The sequence below is a fragment of the Pseudomonas sp. Root562 genome, from assembly GCF_001427125.1.
In the GTDB taxonomy this organism is placed as follows: domain Bacteria; phylum Pseudomonadota; class Gammaproteobacteria; order Pseudomonadales; family Pseudomonadaceae; genus Aquipseudomonas.
Genome location: NZ_LMGK01000020.1, coordinates 465,874 through 488,862 on the forward strand (window position 1 = coordinate 465,874; position 22,989 = coordinate 488,862).

Genomic DNA, 22,989 nt, shown 5'->3' on the forward strand with positions numbered 1-22,989 from the left:
GAGCTTGCTCCCGTTGGGCTGCGAAGCGGCCCCAAGAATGGGCCTGCTGCGCAGTCCAGCGGGAGCAAGCTCCCTCGCCACTAACGTTTTCAAGCAATAGCTGTCCGGCGCTCCAACAGTTGCTCAAGCTCATTGAGCAACACATCACCACGCAACAACTCGTAATGCCCGCCCGCCAACAAGCGATCCACGCCGTGATGACCGACTTGCGCTTCGAACACCCGGCGCTCGTCATCACGCCCGGCCACCCACCAGCGATGCGCCGCCACCTGCACCGATGGCAATCGTCGTTGCGCCAGCGCCAGTTGTTTGAGCGATGAGCCGGTGGCGAAGATCTGCGAAAGCTCGCTCGCGCCCAACGCCGCGTTTTCGTTGGCACCGTGCATTGCCGCTTCAATCACCGCTGCGGCGCCTTCCCGTTCACTCAGGCCAGCGGCTTTCAAATCAATCAATGCTTCTGCTTCTTCAGACGGTTGACCGAGGACGAACTTCAGGAAGTCCGCCAAATCTTCGCGCCAGTCCCCCGCTTCCGCGGTGCCCGCCACGTAGCTGTCGACCAGTCCGGCAAACGCCACTGTTTGCCCTTGGTCTTCCAGTTCCCGAGCGACCAGTTGCGTCAACGCGCCCCCCAACGACCAGCCCAACAGGTAATACGGACCGTGCGGCTGTTGTGCACGAAGCCGTTGGGCGTAGGCCTGGGCCATCGCCAGCAGCGATTCGTCCTGCCACTGCGGATCAAGCAACATGCGGCATTGCAGGCCATATACCGTGCGCCGACCGTCCAGACGCCGGGCCAGCGGTTCGTAGTCGAACACCGTGCCGAAACCGGCGTGCAGGCAGAACAGCGCCGGCACATTGGCGACCCGGCTATTGAGCGCCAACAACGGGTCCGGTGCTTTTGCAGACTCGTTTGCCTGATAGCCGCTGAGCTCGGCGATGCACGGTTTCTGCATCAAGTCGCGCAGTTTCAACTCAAAGCCCAGCTGCGGCTGGCTGCGCACCCGTGAGATGACTTTGAGCACCTGCAACGAGTCGCCACCGAGTTCGAAGAAGTTGTCGTCGATGCCCACTTGCGGCACGCCGAGTACGTCTTGCCAGATCGCGGTCAACGCCTGTTCCAGCGCATTGCGCGGCGCGCGATAGCCGCCCAGCGCCCATTCCGGCTCGGGCAGTGCGCGGCGGTCGAGCTTGCCGTTGGCCGACAGCGGGAAACGCTCCAGCACGAGGATTCGCGCCGGCACCATGTAGTCCGGCATTTGCGCTTGCAGCTCGGCTTTCAAGCGACGGTCCAGCCCGACCGCAGCGCCAGCCACCACATACCCGACCAACTGCTTGCCGGTCGGCGTGTCGTGCACCACCACGGCGGCATCCTGCACGCCCACGCAATCGCGCAAGCGCGCTTCGATTTCGCCCGGTTCGATGCGAAAACCACGAATCTTCACTTGCTGGTCGAGTCGGCCGAGGTAGTCGATCAAGCCGCATTCACGCTGGCGCACCAGATCACCGGTGCGGTACATGCGGCCACCGGCCTCGAACGGGTCGGGAATGAAACGCTCGGCGCTCATCCCCGGCCGCTGGTGATAACCCCGCGCCAGGCATTCGCCGCCCAGGTACAACTCACCACTGACACCCACCGGCAACGGATTGAGATCGGCATCGAGTATGTACAAGCCGCGCCCCGCGACGCCACGCCCAATCGGCGCATAGGCGGCATCGCAACGTTCGCGGGCCTCGGCACGCCACAGCAGCGGCGTGACCACGGTTTCAGTCGGACCGTAACCGTTGACCAGACGCTTCGGCCGCAAGGCACGCTTGACCTGTTCGAAACTCGCGTCCGGCACCGCATCGCCACCAAAGCAATACACCTCGACCGCCGGGGGATTGCCCAGACGCTCGGCCACTTCGGCCATCTGTTGCAGGTACGCAGGCGGGAAGCAGGCGACGGTGACGCTGTGCCGATGCAACACTTCCAGGGTTTGCTCCGGCGTCCACACGTTGTCCTCGCGGATCACCAGGCTGCCACCGGCCAGCATTACGCTCAGCCAACGCTCCTGGGCCCCGTCGAAGGCGAACGACATGAAGTGCAATTCACGGCTGCGGGTTGCCAGTTCGTAAAGATCGATGACGCCGCGGCAATGCCGGGCAATCGGCCCCCGCGCCACGGCCACGCCTTTGGGTTGGCCGGTAGACCCCGAGGTGTAGATCAGGTACGCCAGGTGGCCGGGCAGCGGCTCGACAACCGGGCACTCGCTGCTGCCGGCAACGTTCAGTTGATCAAGCAACAAACGCGGCGGGCTGTCGGCCAACGTCAGGCGTTCACCGATGTCGCTGTCGCAAATCAACAGGCTCGCCGCTGAATCGCTGAGCATGTACGCCAGCCGTTCGGCCGGGTACGCGAGGTCCAGCGGCAGATACGCAGCGCCCGCCTTGAGCACCGCGAGGAACGCGACAAGGGTCCGTTCGGAACGCGGCAGCGCCACGGCCACCAGGTTTTCCGCGCCGATGCCGCGAGCGATCAATTGCTGCGCCAGACCGTTGGCCTGTGCATCGAGCTCGGCATAGCTGAGCTCCCGGTCCTCGCAGAACAACGCCATTTTCTGCGGCTGATGACGGACATGCTGATTGAACGCGTGCAATAGATCAGTGTTGTCGGCAGACGCTTGCGGCAGACTCAAACGCGCTTCGGGCAAGCCAATGTTGCCGAGCAAGCAGTCGGCATCCTCAGGCAATGCACGCAGCAAGCCTTCCAGTTGTGCACGAATGCGCTCGACTTCCTGTTCGCTGAAGCGATCACGCAGGTACAGGTATTCGACTTCCAGGCCTTCCTCGTTGGCGCTGACCATCAAGTCCATCGGGAAGTTGGTGACGCCGCCGCTGCCGACTTCGGCGAAGCGCAACTCGCCTTCCTCGCCACCGCGCAAGGCACGGTCCACCGGATGGTTTTCAAAGACGATGATGCTGTCGAACAGCCCCTGGCCACCCTGCCCGGCCCAGCGCTGGACGTCGGACAACGGCGTGTGTTCGTAGTCGCGCACCGCCAGGTTGTAATCCTGCAACTCGCGCAGCCACTTACCGAGCGGCTGTTGCGGGTCGAGGGTCTGGATCACCGGCAAGGTATTGATGAACAGGCCAAGCATGTCCTGGGCACCGGGCAAAGCGGTTGGACGCCCCGCCACCGTGGCGCCGAATGCCACGCTGCGCTGGCCGCTATGGCGCTGCAACAGCAACAGCCAGGCGCCTTGCACCAGGGTGTTGAGGGTCACGCGCTGGCGCTTGGCGAAGCTGTGCAACTTGCGCGTCGCCTCGGCATTGAGGTCGCTGTACATCACGCCATGGCCGCAACCGCTGGCACCGGAGGCCTTGGCCAGAATGGTCGGTGCTTCCAGCAAGGCCAGACGCTCACGCCAGAAAGCTTCGGCCTGGGCATCATCCTGGCGTTGCAGCCAGGCGATGTAGTCGGCGTAGCGACCGGTCAGCGCCGGCAGGCTGTCGTGGTGGTACAGGCGCAGCATTTCGCCGAGCAGACGCGAAGCACTCCAGCCGTCCAGCAGCAGGTGATGGTAGATCCAGATCATCTGGTAACGCGCTTCACCGAGGCGAACCAGAATGAAGCGCATCAGCGGTGGGCAGCTCAGGTCGAAGCCCTTGGCCTGCTCGGAAGCCGCCAGTTCACTCAGCGCCAGCTCGGTGTCGCTACGCTCGCGCCAGTCAAGTTCTTCGATCGGCAACTCGACCTCGGCGAACACCGCTTGCAGCGGATCGGCCAGCCCATCACGCCAGCGGAACGCCGCGCGCAGTACTTCGTGACGCTCGACCAGCGCTTGCCACGCCGCACGGAAACGCGGCACCTGCAAGCCGTCGACCGCCACGCTCAATTGGTTGACGTAGGGGTTGAGCTCCGGCGAATCGAGGCAATGGAACAGCATGCCCTGCTGCATCGGTGACAGTGGATACAGGTCTTGCAGCCCTGTACGAGCCGCTGCATCAATCTGCGGAACAAGGGCAAACGCCTCGACGGTCGGCGTGTCGACCAACGTAGCTTCACGACGGGTCGCCACGGCGGCGAGTGCACGGATGGTCTGTTGCTCAAACAACTGCTTCGGACTGAACACCAGCCCGCGCTGCCCGGCACGGCTCACCGCTTGCAGGGAAATGATCGAGTCACCGCCCAGTTCGAAGAAATTCTCGGTGACGCCCAGCGAATCCAGGCCCAGCAGCGCCTGCCAGATTTCTACCAACAGCGCCTCGGCGGGCGATGCCGCTGCCACTTGATCGAGGCTCTGGCGCGAGGCTTGCGGCGCTGGCAAACCCTGACGATCGAGCTTGCCGTTCGGCGTCAGCGGCAGTGCCGCCAGGCACATCAGGTGCGCCGGCAACATGTGCGCCGGCAAGCGACTGCGCAGGTGCGCCGTCAGTGCCTCACGCAGGTCTTGTTCATCTGCCAACGGATCGCGCGGCACCACGTAACCGACCAACTGACGGCTGGTCGGGCCATCGCGGTCGATGACCAAGGCTTCACGCACGCCTTCGTGTTCCATCAGGCAGGCTTCGATTTCGCCGAGTTCGATACGGAACCCGCGAATCTTCACCTGCTGGTCGATGCGACCGAGGTATTCCACCACCCCGTCTGCGCGGAATCGTGCGAGGTCGCCGCTGCGATACAGACGCGCGCCCGGCACGAAAGGATCCGGCACGAAACGTTCGGCGGTCAGGTCCGGGCGCTGGTGATAACCCCGCGCCACGCCCTCGCCGCCCAGGTACAACTCGCCCGCCACGCCCACCGGCAGCGGCTGCAAGCCGCCGTCCAGAATATAGGCACTGCGGTTGCCAACGGGCCGTCCGATCGGCATGAACGCCGAGTCGAATTCGGTATCCGGATAGGCCAGCCAGATCAGTGGGGTAATCACCGTTTCGGTCGGGCCGTAGCCGTTGATCAGTCGTTTGGGTTGCAGCACTTGCTGGACTTCATCGAAGGCATGCTTGGCCATGCCTTCACCGCACGGCGTGTAAGAGCGGATCGGCAAATCGCGCCCGGCTTCGCCCATGTAGTCAGCGATCTGCGCCAGGTAGCTCGGGGTGAAGCAGGCGATGGTGATGCGGTGTTTTTCGATCTCGGCGCAGGTGCGCTCCACGCTCCACAACTCGTCGTCGCGCGGCATCACCGCCGAACCGAACACCAGCGGTGTCAGCCAGCGTTCGTGGGCACCGTCGAAGCTGATCGAGGCAAATTGCAGTTCGCGGTCGTCCGGGGTCATGCCGTACAACTCGCCGATGGACAGGCAATGCATGGCCAGCGGACCGTGGGCCACGCTCACACCTTTCGGCCGCCCGGTGGAACCCGAGGTGTAGATCAGGTAGGCGAGGTTTTCACCGCAAGTCAGGTTGACCGGGTTGCTGTCGGCCATGGACTCCAGCGGCTCGCGGTCGATTTCCACTACCGCCAGGCCTTCGGGCGATGGCAGTTTTTCCCGCAGCCAGGATTGGCTGATCAGCAGCGAGATCCCACTGTCATCCATCAGGTAGCGCAGGCGTTCCGCCGGATACGCCGGGTCGAGCGGCACATATGCGCCGCCCGCCTTGAGGATCGCCAGCAGACCGACGATCATTTCCGGCGAACGCTGCATCGCCAGGCCGACCCGCACTTCGGGACCAATACCGCGCCCGCGCAAATGGTGGGCCAAGCGGTTGGCGCGGCGGTTGAGCTCGTCGAAGCTCAGTTGCACATCGTTGAAAATCAGCGCCGTGGCATCAGGCCGGGCAACGGCCTGGGCCTCGATCAACTGATGCACGCACAGCGGGTTTTGCGCGACCTTGAACGGCGGGTTCCATTCCAGCAATTGCTGGGTGCGTTCGGGTGCGGTCAGCAGGTCCAGTTCACTCAACGCTGCCTGAGGCGTGGCAACCATGGCTGCCAACAACGCGGCCAGGTGCTCGCTCATGCGCACAATCGCCGTGCTGCTGAAGTGGCTGCACTGGTAGCTCCAGTGCAGGCTCAGTTGACTTTCGGCGGTGGCCGCCAGGGTCAGCGGCAAATTGGTGCGTTCGTGGTTGTTCGGGATCGAGAAGCTCAAACCGGCCGGCGCGCCCTGTTGCAAGGCCTCGGCCACCGGGAAGTTTTCGAACACCAGCAGGCTGTCGAACAGCGGCTCACCGGCACGCCCGGCCCAGCGCTGGATGTCACCGAGGGCGGTGAATTCGTGTTCGCGCAGTTCGAGGTTCTGCGCCTGCAAGCGGTTCAGCCATTGCTCGACACTTTCCACCGCGTCGGGGCTGCTGATCACAGGCAAGGTGTTGATGAACAACCCGAGCTGGCTTTCGGCCCCCGGCAAATCCACCGGACGCCCGGCCACAGTGGCGCCGAACGCCACGCTGCGTTGCCCGCTATAGCGTTGCAGCAACAGCGCCCACGCGCCTTGCACCAAGGTGTTGAGGGTGACTTTCTGCTGGCGGGCAAAGTCGCTTAAACGTTGGCTGGTGGCGACATCGAAGGTCTGGCGATGGTCGGCAAACTCCGCTGGCGAGGGCTGTTTGTTATCGCCATGCGCAAGGCTCTGAGACAACAGCGTCGGGTTGTCCAGGCTCGCCAGTTGCCCGCGCCAGAAGGCCTCGTCCGCCTCGGCATCCTGACGTTGCAGCCAGCCGATGTAGTCGGCGAATCGTCCTATTGGCACGGGCACTTCCTGTCCGGCGTAACGCTGCAACACTTCACTCAGCAACAACGAATTGCTCCAGCCGTCGAGCAACAAGTGATGGTGGGTGTAGATCAGCTGCTGACGCTCGTCATCCAGGCGCACCAGCGTCAAACGCATCAACGGCGCTTGAGTTGAATCCAGTTGCAGGCGTTCGCTGTCGATCAGTTGCGCCAGTGCTTGGGCCTGATCGTCGCGATCACGCCAGTCAAGGCAGGTCAGCGGTAATTGCAGATGACGATGCACCAATTGCACTGGCGCTTCGAAACCCTGTGGGAAGTGAAAGCTGCTGCGCAGGATCGCGTGACTGTCGAGCACCGCTTGCCACGCCCGGCCCAATCGTTGCGCATCAAGGCCGCGTACCTCGACGCTGAGCTGGTTGACATAGGCGCCGGACGCCGACTCAAAGAGGCTGTGGAACAGCAAACCGGCCTGCATCGGCGACAGCGGATACACGTCTTCGATATGCGCCGGCGGCACCGGCAATTCATCAAGTTGCGCCTGGCTCAGCCGCGCCAGCGGGAAGTCCGCCGGGGTCACGCCGCCCGCGCCGTCGCTCAGGCAATGGTCGATCAGCGCCAACAGCTCAGCACGAAAATCGATCGCCAGAGCTTCAATGTCGCGCAGGTCGAAGCATTCACGGCTGAAGGTCCAATCGAGTTTCAATTCGCCGCCGTAGACCTGGCCGTCCACGGACAGCCAGTTCGGCAACGGCGCATCCGCCGATTGCGCGGCACCGCTGGACTCCTTGGCTGGGGAGAACAAGGCGTCCTCGGCAAAGCTCTGGTCGAACTGGCCGAGATAGTTGAACGTCACCCGCGCCTGGGGCAGCGCGACCAATGCCGATTGCGCCGCAGCATCGCCCATGTAGCGCAGCAGGCCGTAGCCCAGGCCTTTGCCTGGAACTTCGCGCAGTTGCTGTTTGATCGCCTTGATCGAAGCGCCGAGCTCGGCGGTCGGCGTCAGGCGCACCGGGAACAGGCTGGAGAACCAGCCAACGGTGCGGGTCAGATCGATATCGTCGAACAGTTCTTCGCGGCCATGGCCTTCGAGCTGGATCAGCGCCGATGCGTGGCCGGTCCAACGGCTGAGGGTGCGGGCCAGTGCGGTGAGCAATAGATCGTTGACTTGGGTGCGGTAGATCGCGGGTGCTTGTTGCAGCAATTGGCGAGTCTGATCGCGGTCCAGGCCGATGCTCACGCCCTGGCGCAGATGCCCGGCCTGACTCGCTTGCGGGTTGGCTGCCGGCAGCGAATCGCTGGCCCCGGCCAGTTGCGCCTGCCACCAGTGCAGTTCGGCGGCGGCGGTTTCAGAGCGTGCGTAAGCGCCGAGCTTGTCGGCCCAGGCCTGGAACGCGCTGGTTTTTGGCGGCAATGCTTCACCTTGATAGGCGGCCTGCAAATCTTCCAGCAACACCCGCCACGAAACCCCGTCCACCGCCACGTGATGGATCACCAGCAGCAACCGTTGCGAACCATCGGCGTGGGCGATCAGCGCCACCCGCAGCAGCGGACCGTCTTGCAGGCTGAGGCTACGCTGGGCTTCGTCGCACACCGATTCCAGCGAAGCATCGCTGGCCACGCGGGCGGTCCAGAGCATGTCGATGACGTCGGCACTGTCGGCGCCGACATAGCGCGCCGACCATTGACCGTCGACCTGGCTGAATCGCAAACGCAAGGCATCGTGTTGCTTGAGCACACGTTGCAGGGCGCCTTGCAGGCGCGGCAACTCAAGGGTTTCACGCGGCGCCAGTAACACCGCCTGGTTCCAGTGTGCGCGGTGCGAGATCGGCTCTTCGAAGAACCAGCGCTGGATCGGCGTGAGTGTTTGTACGCCGTCCACCGGCCCCTGTTGTGCCAGCGGCGCGGCTTGCTCCTTGACCACGGCGGCCAAGGCTTGCAGGGTTTGCTGCTGGAACAGGTCGCGCGGTTGCAGGCTCAGGCCGGCGCGGCGAGCACGGCTGACCACCTGGATCGAGATGATCGAGTCGCCGCCCAGCTCAAAGAAGTTGTCCTGACGCCCGACCTGTTCAACGCCCAGCACGTCCTGCCAGATCTGCGCCAGCACCTGCTCATGGGCACTGCGCGGTGCTTCGAATGAGCGCTGGCTGACCTGCGCGGTCGGCGCCGGCAGGCGTTTGCGGTCCAGCTTGCCGTTGGGGCTCAGGGGCATTTGCTCGATCAGCACCGTCTGTGCCGGCACCATGTAATCCGGCAGGCTGCCGAGCAAATGGCTTTTCAGGCTTTCACGCCACACGCCCTGCCGTTCGGCATCGGCGTCGACCAAGGTACGTTCCTGCGGCACGATGTAGGCCACCAGTTGCTTGCCGCTCGGGCCGTCGAGGGCCAGCACCACGGTTTCCTGCACACTGGCATGTTCTTGCAGGCGCGCTTCGATTTCCCCCAGTTCAATGCGCAGGCCACGGATCTTCACTTGATGGTCGATGCGTCCGCAGTAGTCGATGGCGCCGTCGGCGCGGTAACGCGCCAGGTCGCCGGTGCGGTACAAACGCTCGCCGCTGCCGAACGGGTCGACCACAAAACGCTCGGCGGTCAACGCGCCGCGACGGTGGTAACCGCGGGCCAGGCCGACACCGCCGAGGTACAACTCACCCACCGCGCCCAGCGGCAATGGTTGCAGTTCGCTGTCGAGGATACAGGTGCGCAGGTTGGCGATCGGGCGGCCGATCGGCACGCTGTCGCGCCCCTCTTCGACGCAGGTCCAGTGAGTCACGTCGATGGCCGCTTCGGTCGGGCCATACAGGTTGTACAGGTTGGCTCGGGGCAGGCTGCGCAGGGTCTGGCGCTGCAACTCCATCGGCAGCGCTTCACCGCTGCAAATGATCCGGGTCAGCGAGGTGCAGGCCAGCGCTTCATCAGCGCCAATGAACGCCGAGAGCATCGACGGCACGAAGTGCAGCGTGGTGATCGACTGCTCGACGATCAATGCAGCAAGGCGTTGCGGGTCGCGATGCTCACCCGGCGCGGCGATCACCAGCGTGGCGCCTTTCATCAGCGGCCAGAAAAACTCCCACACCGACACGTCGAAACTGAACGGGGTCTTTTGCAGCACGCGGTCCGACGGTTGCAGGTTGTAGGCCTGCTGCATCCATTCGATGCGGTTGTGCAGCGCCACATGGCGGTTGCCCGCGCCCTTAGGCTTACCGGTGGAACCGGAGGTGTAGATCATGTAGGCAAGGTTTTCCGCCACGGCAATGTTTGGCAGATCGCTGCCCGGCAGATCGCTCAGCCAATCGGCGTCGGCATGCAGGCACAAGGTGCGCACGGTGTCCGGGGTCGGCAATTGAGCCAGCAAATGCGCCTGGGTCAGCAACAGCGAAATACCGCTGTCTTCGATCATGTAGCTCAGGCGATCGCGCGGATACTCCGGGTCCAACGGCACATAGGCGCCACCGGCCTTGAGAATCGCCAACAGGCCGACGACCATTTCCAACGAGCGCTCGCAGGCGATCCCGACGATCACTTCCGGGCCGACACCTCGCCCGCGCAAGTGATGGGCCAGGCGGTTGGCGCGCAGATTCAGCTGTGCATAACTCAGGGTCTGGCCCTGGAACACCAGCGCCGTCGCTTGAGGATTTTCAAGCACCCGCGCTTCGAAGTGCCGTTGCACACAGACTTCGCCCGGATAGTCCTGAGCGGTGTCGTTGAGTTCATCGAGGATACGCAGGCGCTCGTCGACATCCAGCAGCGGCAATTCGGCCAGCGGGGTTTGCGGGTTTGCCAGCACGCCGGCCAGCAAGTTGCGCCAATGCCGGGCCAGTGTTTCGATGCGCTCGGAGTCGAACAGGTCGGTGGCGTAGGTCAGGCTGGCGAACAGTTGGTCACCCTGTTCCTGGGTGTCGAGTTGCAGGTCGAATTGCGTGGTCTGCGCCGTGGCGTTCAACGCCTCGACCCGCAGCCCCGCCAGCAAACCGCTGACCGCTGCCGGCCGGGCTTGCTGGTGGTTGAACATCACTTGGAACAGCGGGCTGTGGCTGAGGCTGCGCTCGCCTTGCAGCGCCTGCACCAGACGCTCGAACGGCAAGTCCTGGTAATCCTGGGCATCCAGCGAAGTAACGCGGGTCTGCTCCAGCAACTGGCTGAACGGCAGGCGCCCGTCGAGTTCGGCGCGCATTACCTGGGTGTTGACGAAGAAACCGATCAGGCCACGGGTTTCGCTGCGATTACGGTTACCGATCGGCACACCGATGCGCAGGTCGGCTTGGCCGCTGTAGCGATAGAGCAAGGCCTGGAAACTGGCCAGCAACAGCATGAACGGCGTCACGCTGCGTTGTTTGGCCAGGGTCAGCAGACCGCTGGCCAAGTCCGCGTCGAGGGCGAAGTCCAGTCGCGCACCGCGCTGGCTCGGCTGGGCCGGGCGTGGGCGATCGGTCGGCAGTTCAAGTAGCGGCTGTTCGCTGCCGAGTTTTTCACGCCACCAGTTCAGTTGCCGTTCCAGCTCCCCCGCTTCCATCCAGCGCCGTTGCCACGCGGCGTAATCCGAATACTGGATCGGCAACCCTTGCAGTTCTGCGTCCAGCCCTTGGCAATGGGCGGCATACAGTCGGGAAAACTCTTCAATCAATACCCCCATTGACCAGCCATCGGTGACGATGTGGTGCAGGGTCAGCACCAGCACATGATCCTCGGCATCCAGTTGCAGCAGGCTGACACGCAACAACGGGCCGTGCTGCAAATCGAATGGGCGGGCGATCTCCTGCTCGACTTTTTTCATTGCATATTCGAAGCGTTGCGCCGCAGGTTCATCGCGCAAATCGTGCTGCTCGATAGCCAATGAAGTGAACGTCGCCAAGGATTGCAGCACCTGGCCGTCATCCTCGACAAAACGGCTGCGCAGGCTTTGGTGCCGTTCCAGCAACCGGTCAAAACTCTGTTGCAGGGCCTCTACATTCAGCGGTCCATGCAGACGCAGGGCCGCGGGAATGTTGTACGCCGAACCCTGTGGATCGAGTTGCCAGAGGAACCATTGGCGCTGCTGCGCGTAGGACAGTTCAAAGTGCGCTGGCGGCTCGACGGCGGCTGGAATCGGCAGTTGACCGAAGCTCACACCCTGCTCTTGCATCTTGCTCAAAAACTCGCGGCGCTTGTCGGCAGGCAGGCCGGCGAAACGGGTGGCGATACGCATGGCGGTGCTGTGTTCCATCAGTTGATCTCCATCTCGTCGAGAAGCGACTCAAGCGCATCCAGACGTGCATCGTTGTCAGTCGGGGCTTGTTGCGAGGCCATGGCGGCGTAAGCCTGAAGGTCGTGGCTTTCGAACAGCGCGCGCAACGGCAGCTCGATGCCCAATTCCAGTTCCACGCGGGCATTGGCCTGGGCGGCGAGCAGCGAGTGCCCGCCCAATTCAAAGAAGTTGTCGCGCCGCCCGATCTGCGCCACGGCCAGCACGTCGGCCCAGATCGCCGCCAGTTGCTGTTCGAGTTGGCCCTCGGGGGCTTCGAACGGTCGCTGCCAGTCTTCGGCAAACGGCAGCGGCAAAGCCTTGCGGTCGAGCTTGCCGTTGCTGGTCAGCGGCAAGTCATCGAGCAGCAGCCAGTGGCTCGGCACCATGTAGTCCGGCAGGTCGACCTTGAGCGCGGCGCGCAGGTTGTCACGCCAGGCAATCGGGTCATGCGGGGTTTGCTCGGCGACGACATAGGCGCAGAGCTGCGGCCCGGCGTCAGCGGTGTACACGCTCAACACCGCCTGGCGAACGCCGGGTTGCGCCAGCAGCGCGGCTTCGATCTCGCCCAGTTCGATGCGGAAACCGCGGATCTTCACTTGCTGGTCGATGCGCCCGAGGTAATCGATGCTGCCGTCGGCACGTTGGCGCGCCAAGTCGCCACTGCGATAGAGCCGTTGCGAAGCGTCGAACGGGCTCGGTACAAAGCGTTCGGCGGTGAGGCCGAAACGTCCGTGATAACCCCGCGCCAGACCGGCGCCGGCGATGTACAGCTCGCCTGCCACCCCCACCGGCACCGGTTGTAACTGGCTGTCGAGCAAGTACCAGCGCAGGTCGCGGATCGGCAGGCCGATCGGGCTCTGGGCCTTGCCGTCGAGGTCGGCCCGGCGAATGGCGCGGTAGGTCACGTGCACCGTGGTTTCGGTGATGCCATACATGTTCACCAGCGTCGGCTGTTGATCGCCGAAGCGTTCGAACCACGGGCGCAAGCTCGCCACTTCCAGTGCTTCGCCGCCGAAGATCACCTGACGCAGCGCCAGATCGCGTGCGCTGGCGCAGGCAATCGGCAGCAACTGGCGGAACGCGGTCGGGGTCTGGTTCAACACCGTCACCCCTTGATCGCAGAGCAAGCGGTGGAATGCCTGCGGCTCACGGCTGATGTAGTACGGCACGATGACCAGGCGCCCGCCGGTGCACAGCGAACCGAACAGCTCCCACACCGAGAAATCGAACGCGTAGGAATGGAACAGGGTCCACACATCGTCCGGACCGAAGTTGAACTGTTCGGCGGTGGCCGTCAGCAGGCGCCCGACGTTGCCGTGGCTGAGCAAAGCGCCTTTCGGGCGACCGGTGGAGCCGGAGGTGTAGATCACGTAGGCGAGATTGTCCGCCGTCGCCAGCGGCGCCAGGTTGTCGGCGCTGTAAGCGTCCAGTTGCATCGCGCCCAGGTCGAGCACCTGCACGCCATCACGTGCCGGCAAACCGTCGATCAAGTGAGACTGGGTCAACAGCAGCGCAATGCCGCTGTCGTCGATCATGTAGCTCAAGCGCTCGGCGGGGTATTGCGGATCGAGCGGCACATAGGCGCCACCGGCCTTGAGAATCGCCAGCAGACCGACCACCAGCGGCAGCGCCCGCTCGGTGGCGATGCCCACGCGCACTTCCGGCCCGACACCCTGCTCGCGCAGCTTGCGCGCCAGGCGGTTGGCCTGGGCGTTGAGCGCGGCGTAGGTCAGGTGTTCGCCCTCAAAGACCAGCGCCACCGCGTCCGGCCGTTGCGCGGCTTGCGCTTCGAACAACTGATGCAAGGTCGGCGATGGCGCTTGCAGCTGGAACGCCGGATTCCAGTGCTCGATCAAAGCGTCGTACTGCGAGGCTTGCAGCAACGGCAGTTCGGCGACGCGCTGCTGCGGATCGGCCACCACCGCACGCAGCAGGTTCAGCCATTGCTCGGCGAAACGCTGCATCGAGGCTTCGTCGTACAGATCGCTGGCATAGGTCAGGCTGGCGTCCAGTGTGTCGCCTTGTTCCTGGGTATCGAGCACCAGATCGAATTGTGCGGTGTGCTGTTGCCAGTGCAAGCGCTCGACCTGCAAACCGCCGACCACCCGCTCGACGCTCGCGCCCATCTGCTGCTGGTGGTTGTAGAGCACCTGAAACAATGGGCTGTGATTGAGGCTGCGGTCAGGCTGCATGGCATCGACCAGTTGCTCGAACGGCAAGTCCTGATGAGCCTGCGCCATCAGTGCCGTTTGTTTGACCTGTTGCAACAAGACGCTGAACGGCTGTTGCCCGTCAATGTCGGCACGCAGCACCTGGGTGTTGATGAAGAAGCCAATCAGGCCTTCGGTTTCGATCCGCGAACGACCGGCGCTCGGCACGCCGACGCTGATGCCCGACTGCCCGCTCTGGCGGTGCAGCAGGGTCTGCAAGCTCGCCAGCAACAGCATGAACAAGGTCACTTGCTGCTCCTGCGCACGCTCGCGCAAACCGGCCAGCAGTTGCCGATCGACGTTGAGCATCAGGCTGGCACCGCGCCCGCTGCGACGGGCCGGACGGCTCAGTTCGCTCGGCAGTTCCAGCGGTGCCTGGCTGCCGTCCAGTTGCTCGCGCCACCACGCCAGTTGCCGAGCGCCCTCGCCCGCTTCCAGCCAGTCGCGCTGCCAGCGGGCATAGTCGCTGTAAGCCACCGGCAAGCTGTTGAGATTAGGCGCGCAGTCCTCGATGGCGGCCTGATACAAAGCACTGAATTCATCGACCATCACCTGCATCGACCAGCCATCGGCGGCGATGTGGTGCACGGTCAGCACCAGCACGTGATCTTCGGCGCTGACTTGCAGCAGCAACGCTCGCCACAGCGGACCGGTGCGCAGGTCGAACGGCTGGGCAATTTCTTCGGCCAGCGCATCGCTGAGCGCCGACTCAACAACTGGTCGCTCGCTCAACTGCAACGCCAGCTCGGCGTGCACCAACGGGCGGGCATGCTGACCGTCCTGTTCGAAGGTCGTGCGCAGGGTTTCGTGACGGGCCTGCAAGTGCAGGAAGGCTGCACGCAGTGCGTCGCGGTTCAACGGTCCCTTCAGGCGCAGTGCGGCCGGGATGTTGTAGGCACTGCTGTGCGGGTCCAGCTGCCAGAGAATCCACTGACGCTGCTGGGCGTAGGACAGAACTCGCGGCTGATCGGCCGCCGCAGGTTGCAGTGGCGGCTGAGCGCTGATTTCGGCAGGCGCCGCACGCTCGGCAAACTCCGAGAGACTCGCAGCGGAAAACAGGCTGCTCACCGACAGTTCGATGTTCAGTTGCTGACGCACCCGCGAAATCACTTGCAGCACCCGCAACGAGTGGCCGCCCAACTCGAAGAAGTTGTCGTCGCGGCCCACTTCTTCCACTTGCAGCACATGCTGCCAGATCTGCGCCAGCTGCGATTCCAGCCCTTCCAGCGGTGCGACGAAGGCCCGTTGTGCAGCACTGGCTTCAACCCTTGGCAAGGCCTTGCGGTCGAGTTTGCCGTTGTTGTTGAGTGGCAGCTTGTCGAGCAGGAGCAAATGGCTCGGCACCATGTATTCCGGCAGCGACTGGCGCAGAACCGACCTGAGCGCTTGCAGGTATTGTGTCTCGGACGTAACCGCGCCACTGGCGACGATGTACGCCACCAGTTGCGTACCGTCCTGGGCGATGACCGCCGCTTCACGTACCTCGTCCCGAGCTTGCAGGCAGGCTTCGATCTCGCCCATCTCGATGCGCAACCCGCGAATTTTCACCTGATGGTCGATGCGCCCGACGTACTCCAGATCGCCCTGGGCGTTATAGCGCGCCAGGTCACCGCTGCGGTACAGCCGCGCCCCCGGTTCACGGGCAAACGGGTCGGGCAGAAAGCGTTCGGCGGTCAGCGCCGGGCGGTCGAAATAACTTTGCGCCAGGCAGGCCGGAGCTCCGATGCACAACTCGCCGACGCCATCGGCGGGCAGCAGTTGACCCGCCGAATCCAATACATACAGCGCACGACCGGGGATTGCACGACCAATCGGGATACCGAACGCATCGCTGGCATCTTGCAGTTGGCAATCGTGCACGCTGGAGACCACGGTCGCTTCAGTCGGACCGTAAGTATTGAGCAACCTCACAGGGCTCAGACCGGCCTGATGCCACAGGCGCAACCCTTCCACTGACATGGCTTCGCCGCCGACGTGCACCTGACGCAAATCGCCAAGGTTGCGCACCATGCCACTGGCGCATTCACGGGCCAACAGGAACCAGTAGGCCGCCGGCAAATCGGCCACGGTGACGCCTTGGGCGACGATTTGCGCGGCCAGCCGGCCGGCGTCCCACAACTCGTCACCGCGCATGATCAACGCCGCGCCGACGCACAGCGCCGGGTAGCACTGCTCGACGAAACCGTCGAAGCTGAAGGTCGCGAATTGCAGCACGCGGTCGGCGGCCGACAACCGCGAATAATCGGCAGCGGTCTGGCAAAACTCGCGCAGCGCACCGTGGGCAATCGCCACGCCTTTGGGCCGGCCGGTGGAACCGGAGGTGTAGATGATGTAGGCCAGATCCTCGGCAACGACATGGCTTGGTGGATCGTTGGCCGGATAGCCTGCGGCTTCATCCAGGCTCAACAGGCGCACTTGCACTGGCAGCGGCAAATCGGCCAGCAGGCCGGGTTCGCACAGCAGCACCTCAAGGCGGCTGTCCTCGATCATGTAGCCCAGGCGCTCAGCCGGGTATTTCGGGTCCAGTGGCACATAGGCCGCGCCGCTTTTCAGTACCGCGAGCAAACTGACAATCAACTGTGGACCGCGCCGCAAGGCCAGGCCGATACGTTTGCCGGGGCCGGCGCCGTTGTCGATCAGACGATGAGCCAGGCGGTTGGCCTGGGCATTGAGTTCGCCGTAGCTCAGGTTTTGGCCATCGACCTGCAATGCCAGCGCATCCGGAGCGGCAGCTGCTTGCGCGGCAATTCGCTCGTGAGCCAAAAGCCCTGTGGATAACTCGACCATTGCCGGTTGACTGATGGCGAGCAACGCGTCCTTGCCTGCGATATCGAGCAGTTCCAGCTCTCCCAGTGCCATTTCCGGCGCTGCCACGAATTGCCTCAGCAGGTGCTGCAGATTAGCTGCGAGCTGCGCCACCTGAGCGGCACTGAAACGCGCCGCGTCATAGCTGAAATCGACACTCAACGCTTCGCCCAGCTCGACGCCGAGGGTCAGCGGATAGTGGGTGCGTTCATGGTTATGCAGGTTGCCGAACGACAACCCGGCCGGCGCCCCCTGCTTCAGGGCTTCGGCGACGGGGAAGTTTTCGAACACCAGCAGGCTGTCGAACAACGTCGAACCCTGTTGCCCCGCCCAGCCTTGAATGTCGTACAGCGGCACGTGCTCGAACTCGCGCATCGCCAGGTTCAGGCCTTGCAGTTCACCCAACCACTGGCTGACGCTCTGGTCGGGCTTCATCGAGCACACCAGCGGCAGCGTGTTGATGAACAGCCCCAGTTGCTCTTCGATGCCCGGCAGCGGTGCCGAACGCCCGGCCACCGTGGCACCGAATACCACGCAATCCTGACCGGTGTAGCGTTGCAGCAACAGGCTCCATGCCGCTTGCAACACGGTGTTGAGGGTGACTTTTTGCTGGCGGGCAAACTCGCCCAGGCGCTGGGTGGCGCGGCTGTCGAGGGTCACGCGAAGGTCCTCGCTGCCCTCGACGCCGACGGGTGGGCGCAGGGCTTCGGCCAGCATCGTCGGTGTGTGCAGAGGTGCCAACGCAGCTTTCCAGAACTGCTCGCCAGCGTCGGCCGATTGCTGTTGCAACCAGCCCAGGTAATCGCGGTACTGCCCCGTCGGCGCCGGCAGCGATTGCCCGCCTGCGTAAAACTCGATCACTTCGGCAAGCAACTGCGCGTTGCTCCAGCCATCCATCAGGATGTGATGGCTGGTGTAGATCAGGTGCCAGGCGTCGGTGCCGGTACGCACCAGTTTCAAGCGCAATAGCGGTGCGCTGCCCAGTTCGAAACCTCGCGCCCGTTCGGCATCGGCCAGTGCGTCGGTGTCGGTCGCTTCAAGCACCTCGAGCGGCAGCGTCACCTGTCGGGCAATCGCCTGATGCGCGACGTCGAGCCCCTGCCAATGGAAGCTGCTGCGTAGAATGTCGTGACGCTCGACCGCGGCCTGCCAGGCGCGGCTGAAACGCTCGACGTCCAGGCCACCGATGTCCAAACGCAACTGACTGATGTAGGCGCCGACCTGCGGCTCGTGCAGGGTGTGGAACAACATGCCTTGTTGCATCGGCGACAGCGGATACAAGTCTTCCAGCGTCGAGACGCAGAGCGGCAATCCATCGAGTTGCGCCTGATCGATCTGCGCCAACGGGAAGTCCGACGGCGTGGCCTGCGCCACTTCAAGCGCGCAGCAATGATCGATCAGTGCGTTGAGCTGCAACGTGTACTCGTCAGCCAGACGCTGGATGGTGCCGGTGTCGAACATCTCGCGGCTGAAACCCCAGCTCAGGGACAACTCGCCGCCGTAGACCTGGCCTTCAACCACCAGCCAGTTGCCGAGCGGCGCCGTGGGGTCCTGCGCCACACCGTTGCCTTCAGTGGACGGCGTGAACAACGCGCCTTCATCAAACTGCCGGTCGAACTGCCCGAGATAGTTGAAGGTGATGCGCGGTTGCGGCAACGCTACCAGTGCATCGCGTACCGGTGTCGAGGCGAGATAACGCAGCGCGCCGTAGCCCAGGCCTTTGTCCGGAACGTTGCGCAATTGCTCCTTGATGGTTTTGATCGACGCGCCGAGATCGGCGCAGGGTTTCAGGTTGACCGGGAACAGGCTGGTGAACCAGCCAACAGTGCGGGTCAGGTCGATCTCATCGAACAGGTCTTCGCGGCCATGACCTTCGAGCTGAATCAACGTGCTGCCCTGCCCGCTCCAGCGGCAAACGGCACGGGCCAGTGCGGTCAGCAAAAGGTCGTTGACCTGGGTGCGGTAAGCCGCCGGCGCCTGTTGCAGCAGCTTGCGGGTTTGCTCGCTGTCGAGTTTGAGTTCGAGCTTGTGCTCGTAGCGGTTTTCCAGCGCAGCGTTCGGGCGCTCGCAGGGCAGGTCGTTCGGCGCATCTTGCAGTTGGCTCTGCCAGTGACCAAGGTTGCGTTCGAAGGCCGGCAGATGTTCCTGCAAACGCGCGACCCAACGCTGATAGGTGCTGGTTTTCGCCTGCGCGGTACCGCCGTTGTAGAAGTGCTGCAAATCTTCCAGCAGCACGCGCCAGGAAACACCGTCCACCGCCAAGTGGTGGATAACCAACAGCAAACGTTCTGAGCCATCGGCCATCGCAACCAGCATTGCCCGCAGCAACGGTCCGTCGTGCAGGTCGAGGCTGCGCTGGGCTTGATCGCACAAGACGTTGAGCTGACCGACCGATTGCGCCTTGCGCTGCCACAACACCGACTGCGTGGTCGGCGCGGCATAGGTTTGCAGCCAGGCGTTTTCTGCCTGTGCATAACGCAGGCGCAAGCTGTCGTGTTGAGTCAGCAATTGCTCCAGGGCACGCTCCAGCACTTCGACATTCAACGCCACGCGCGGTACCAGCAGCAGCGACTGGTTCCAGTGCTGACGCTCGGGGATCTCTTGTTCGAAAAACCATTGCTGTACCGGGGCCAGTGCCACTTCGCCAACCGCCGGAGCTTGATCGATCTGCGATAGCCCGCCAGTGCGTGCCGCTTGAGCGAGGCTGCGGATGGTCTGGTGCTGGAACAAGTCCTTGGGGCTGAGCACGATCCCGGCCTGCCGCGCACGGCTGACCACTTGCATCGAAACGATGGAGTCGCCGCCCAGCTCGAAAAAGTTGTCTTCCACACCGACGCTGTCGAGAGCCAGCACATCTTGCCAAATGGCGGCGAGGGATTTTTCCGATTCGCTACGAGGTGCAACGTGTTCGCGTTGTTGGGTCGATCCATCAATCGCCGGCAACGCCTTGCGGTCGAGTTTGCCGTTAGGGGTCAGCGGCAGATGTTCGAGGAACAGCAGGAACGCCGGGACCATGTAGTCCGGCAAATGCTGACGCAGCGCCGCTTTCAATGTCTCGCGCAGGATCGCTTGAGCATCGGCATCGACTATCAGTGCCAAGTCACTCGGCACGATGTACGCCACCAACTGCTGACCGCTGACGCCGTCCTGAGCCAGCACCGCCAGTTCGCGCACCGCGTCCTGCTGCAACAACCGCGCTTCGATTTCTCCCAGCTCGATACGGAAACCGCGGACCTTGACCTGATGGTCGATGCGGCCCACGTATTGCAGAGTACCGTCGGCCTGATAACGGGTCAGGTCGCCGGTGCGGTACAGGCGTTCGCCAGTGCTGGAAAACGGGTTGGGTACGTACTTTTCAGCGGTCATGCCGGGCCGTGCGAGGTAGCCGCGCGTGATCCCGGCACCGCTCAGGTACAGCTCGGCAGACACGCCTTGCGGCACTGGTTGCAGGTCGGCATCGAGCAGATAGCTGGCGGTGTGCTTGAGCGGGCGGCCGATGTTGGCGCGGCCAGCGGCCTCGCGGCGGGTCCAGGTCGAATAAGTGGTGTCTTCCGACGGGCCGTACAGGTCGTAGACATGCTCGACGCTCGCTTGCCGGTACAACGCCTCCACCAGGCTTTGCTTGAGCGGCTCACCGGCCAGGTTGATGATGCGCACGCTCGGCGGGATCTGCCCGTCGCGTTGCAGCGCATTGATCGCCGAAGGCACGGTGTTGATCAACCGCACCTGATCCCGGGCCGGCAGTAGCGGCAGCTCCAGGGCATTGCGGGCGATGATCAGCGAACCGCCGTTGGCCAGGGTGACGAACAACTCCCACACCGACAGATCGAAGCACACCGAGGTCGAGGCCAGCACGCCCTGGATGTCTTCGCGGCTGTAAACCGATGCGGACCAGTCGATCAGCGCCAGCACGTTACGGTGGGCGATAGCCACGCCCTTGGGCTTGCCGGTGGAGCCGGAGGTGTAGATCACGTAGGCCAGGTTGTCCGGCGTGACACGGGTGATCGGGGCATCGCTCGGGTAATCAGCCAGGCCTGTCGCCATGCCATCGAGCATCAGCAATTGGGTTGCGGCCTGCACGTTCAGGGTCTTGGCCACGTCCTGTTCGGTCAACAGCAGCAGCGCGCGGCTGTCTTCCAGCATGTAGGCGACACGCTCGGCCGGGTAATCCGGGTCGAGCGGTACGTAGGCACCGCCAGCCTTGAGTACCGCGAGCAAGGCCACCAGCAGCTGTTCGGAGCGCTGCATTGCCACGCCGACGCGGATTTCCGGGCCGACGCCCAGTTCGATCAGTTTGTGTGCCAGGCGATTGGCTTGCTGGTCGAGTTCGCTGTAGGTCAGGCGTTTGTCCGCAAAGGTCACGGCCAATGCGTCAGGGCTTTCGGACACTTGCTTGCCGATCATCTGATGAATGCACAAATCTTCGGCGAAGCGTTCATCGGCACGGTTCCAGTCGTGCACGATGCGCTGGTATTCGGCCTGTTCCAGCATCGGCAAATCACTGATGCGTTGCTGTGAATCGCCGGCCATGCCTTGCAGCAAGCGCGTCCAGTGCTGCGCCATGCGTGCGATGGTCGTGGCGTCAAACAGGTCGTTGGCGTAGGTCAATGCGGCGTGCAGCTTTCCCGCCTTTTCATAGGTATCGAGGGTCAGGTCGAACTGGGTGGTGCGCCCTTGCCACTCGATCATGCCCAGCGCCAAACCGGAGGCGGTAGTGACGCTGCTGATGTCGGCAACCTGCGGCTGGTGGTTGTACATCACCTGGAACAGCGGCGTATGGCTGAGGCTGCGTTCCAGTTTCAAGGCTTCGACCAGTCGCTCGAACGGCAGGTCTTGATGAGCCTGTGCGCCAAGGGCCGTTTCCTTGATGCGATACAGCAGTTCGTCGACCCGAGTCTGGCCGTCCAGTTGCGTGCGCAGCACCTGGGTGTTGACGAAGAAACCGATCAGGCCTTCGATTTCGCCGCGGTTGCGGTTGGCAATCGGCACACCGACGCGGATGTCGCGCTGGCCTGTGTAGCGGTGCAGGAGCACGTTGAACGCGCCGAGCAGCAGCATGAACAACGTGACGTTGTGCCTCTGTGCAGTGGCGCGCAGTTGCTCGGCGAGGTGCTCGTCGACGGCGAACTCGTAGCGGGTGCCACGATGACTCGGCATTGCCGGGCGCGGATGATCCAGCGGCAGTTCCAGCACCGGGTGTTCGTCGCCCAATTGTGCCTGCCAGTATTCGAGCTGCCGCGCTTGCTCGCCCGCCTCCAGCCAGCGCCGCTGCCACAAGGCGTAGTCGCTGTATTGGATCGGCAATGGCGCCAGTTGCGGTTGCGTACCGGCATCGAAAGCGTCGTAGCAGCGGATGAATTCATCGATCAGCACGTTCATCGACCAGCCATCCGAGACGATGTGGTGCAGGGTCAACAGCATGACGTGTTCCTGCTCGGCGAGTTTGAGCAAGGTGACACGCAGCAGCGGCCCCGTGCCCAGGTCGAACGGCAACACCGATTGCCGCTCGGCGGCTTGTGCCACGGCTTGCTCGCGCTCATTGGCCGGCAAGCGGCAGAAATCGACGTGTTCGATCTCCAGCGGCGCCGTCGCCGGCACTTGCAGCAGGCTGTCGTCGGGCTGCGGTGCAAACACCGTTCGCAGGGTTTCGTGACGCGCCACCAGGCTGGCGAAGGCCTGCTCCAGCGCCGCCAGATTCAGACGACCGCTCAGGCGCACCGCACCGGGCAAGTTATACGCACCGCTTTGCGGGTCCAGTTGCCAGAGAAACCACATGCGTTGCTGGGCGTACGACAGCGCCTGGCGATCCTCGGCGTCGACGCCGGCAGGAATGGGAAAACGGGCGAAATCAACGCCCTCCTTGTGCAAGGCCGCGAGGAACACCTGGCGCTTTTCCAGGGGCAACCCGATAAACCGGCGAGCAAGTTTCAAGGAGTCTTCAGCATTCATTTCTTGGTATCCGGATCAGTGGCGGGAAGCACAAAGGCACGTCGTCCCTATAAAACGAATGCAGACCGGAAAAATTAGCGAATGAGAACAACTATCAGAAGAGAGATAAAACGAGGGCGATAACAGAAAACTGACCACCCCAAAAACCGGTA

2 protein-coding genes are annotated in these 22,989 nt (G+C 63.4%); both read right to left on the reverse strand.

Annotated elements, in window-relative coordinates:
• Nucleotides 1–89: 89 nt before the first annotated feature.
• Nucleotides 90–11,852, reverse strand: coding sequence for a non-ribosomal peptide synthase/polyketide synthase (locus ASD60_RS15775; protein WP_056854881.1), 11,763 nt, complete (start codon nt 11,850–11,852; stop codon nt 90–92).
• Nucleotides 11,852–22,837 carry a non-ribosomal peptide synthetase gene (locus ASD60_RS15780; protein ID WP_056854882.1) on the reverse strand — a complete coding sequence of 3,662 codons (10,986 nt, stop codon included), beginning with the start codon at nt 22,835–22,837 and terminating at the stop codon, nt 11,852–11,854. The genes ASD60_RS15775 and ASD60_RS15780 overlap by 1 nt, the downstream gene beginning before the upstream one ends.
• Between the last annotated feature and the right edge of the window lie 152 nt (nt 22,838–22,989).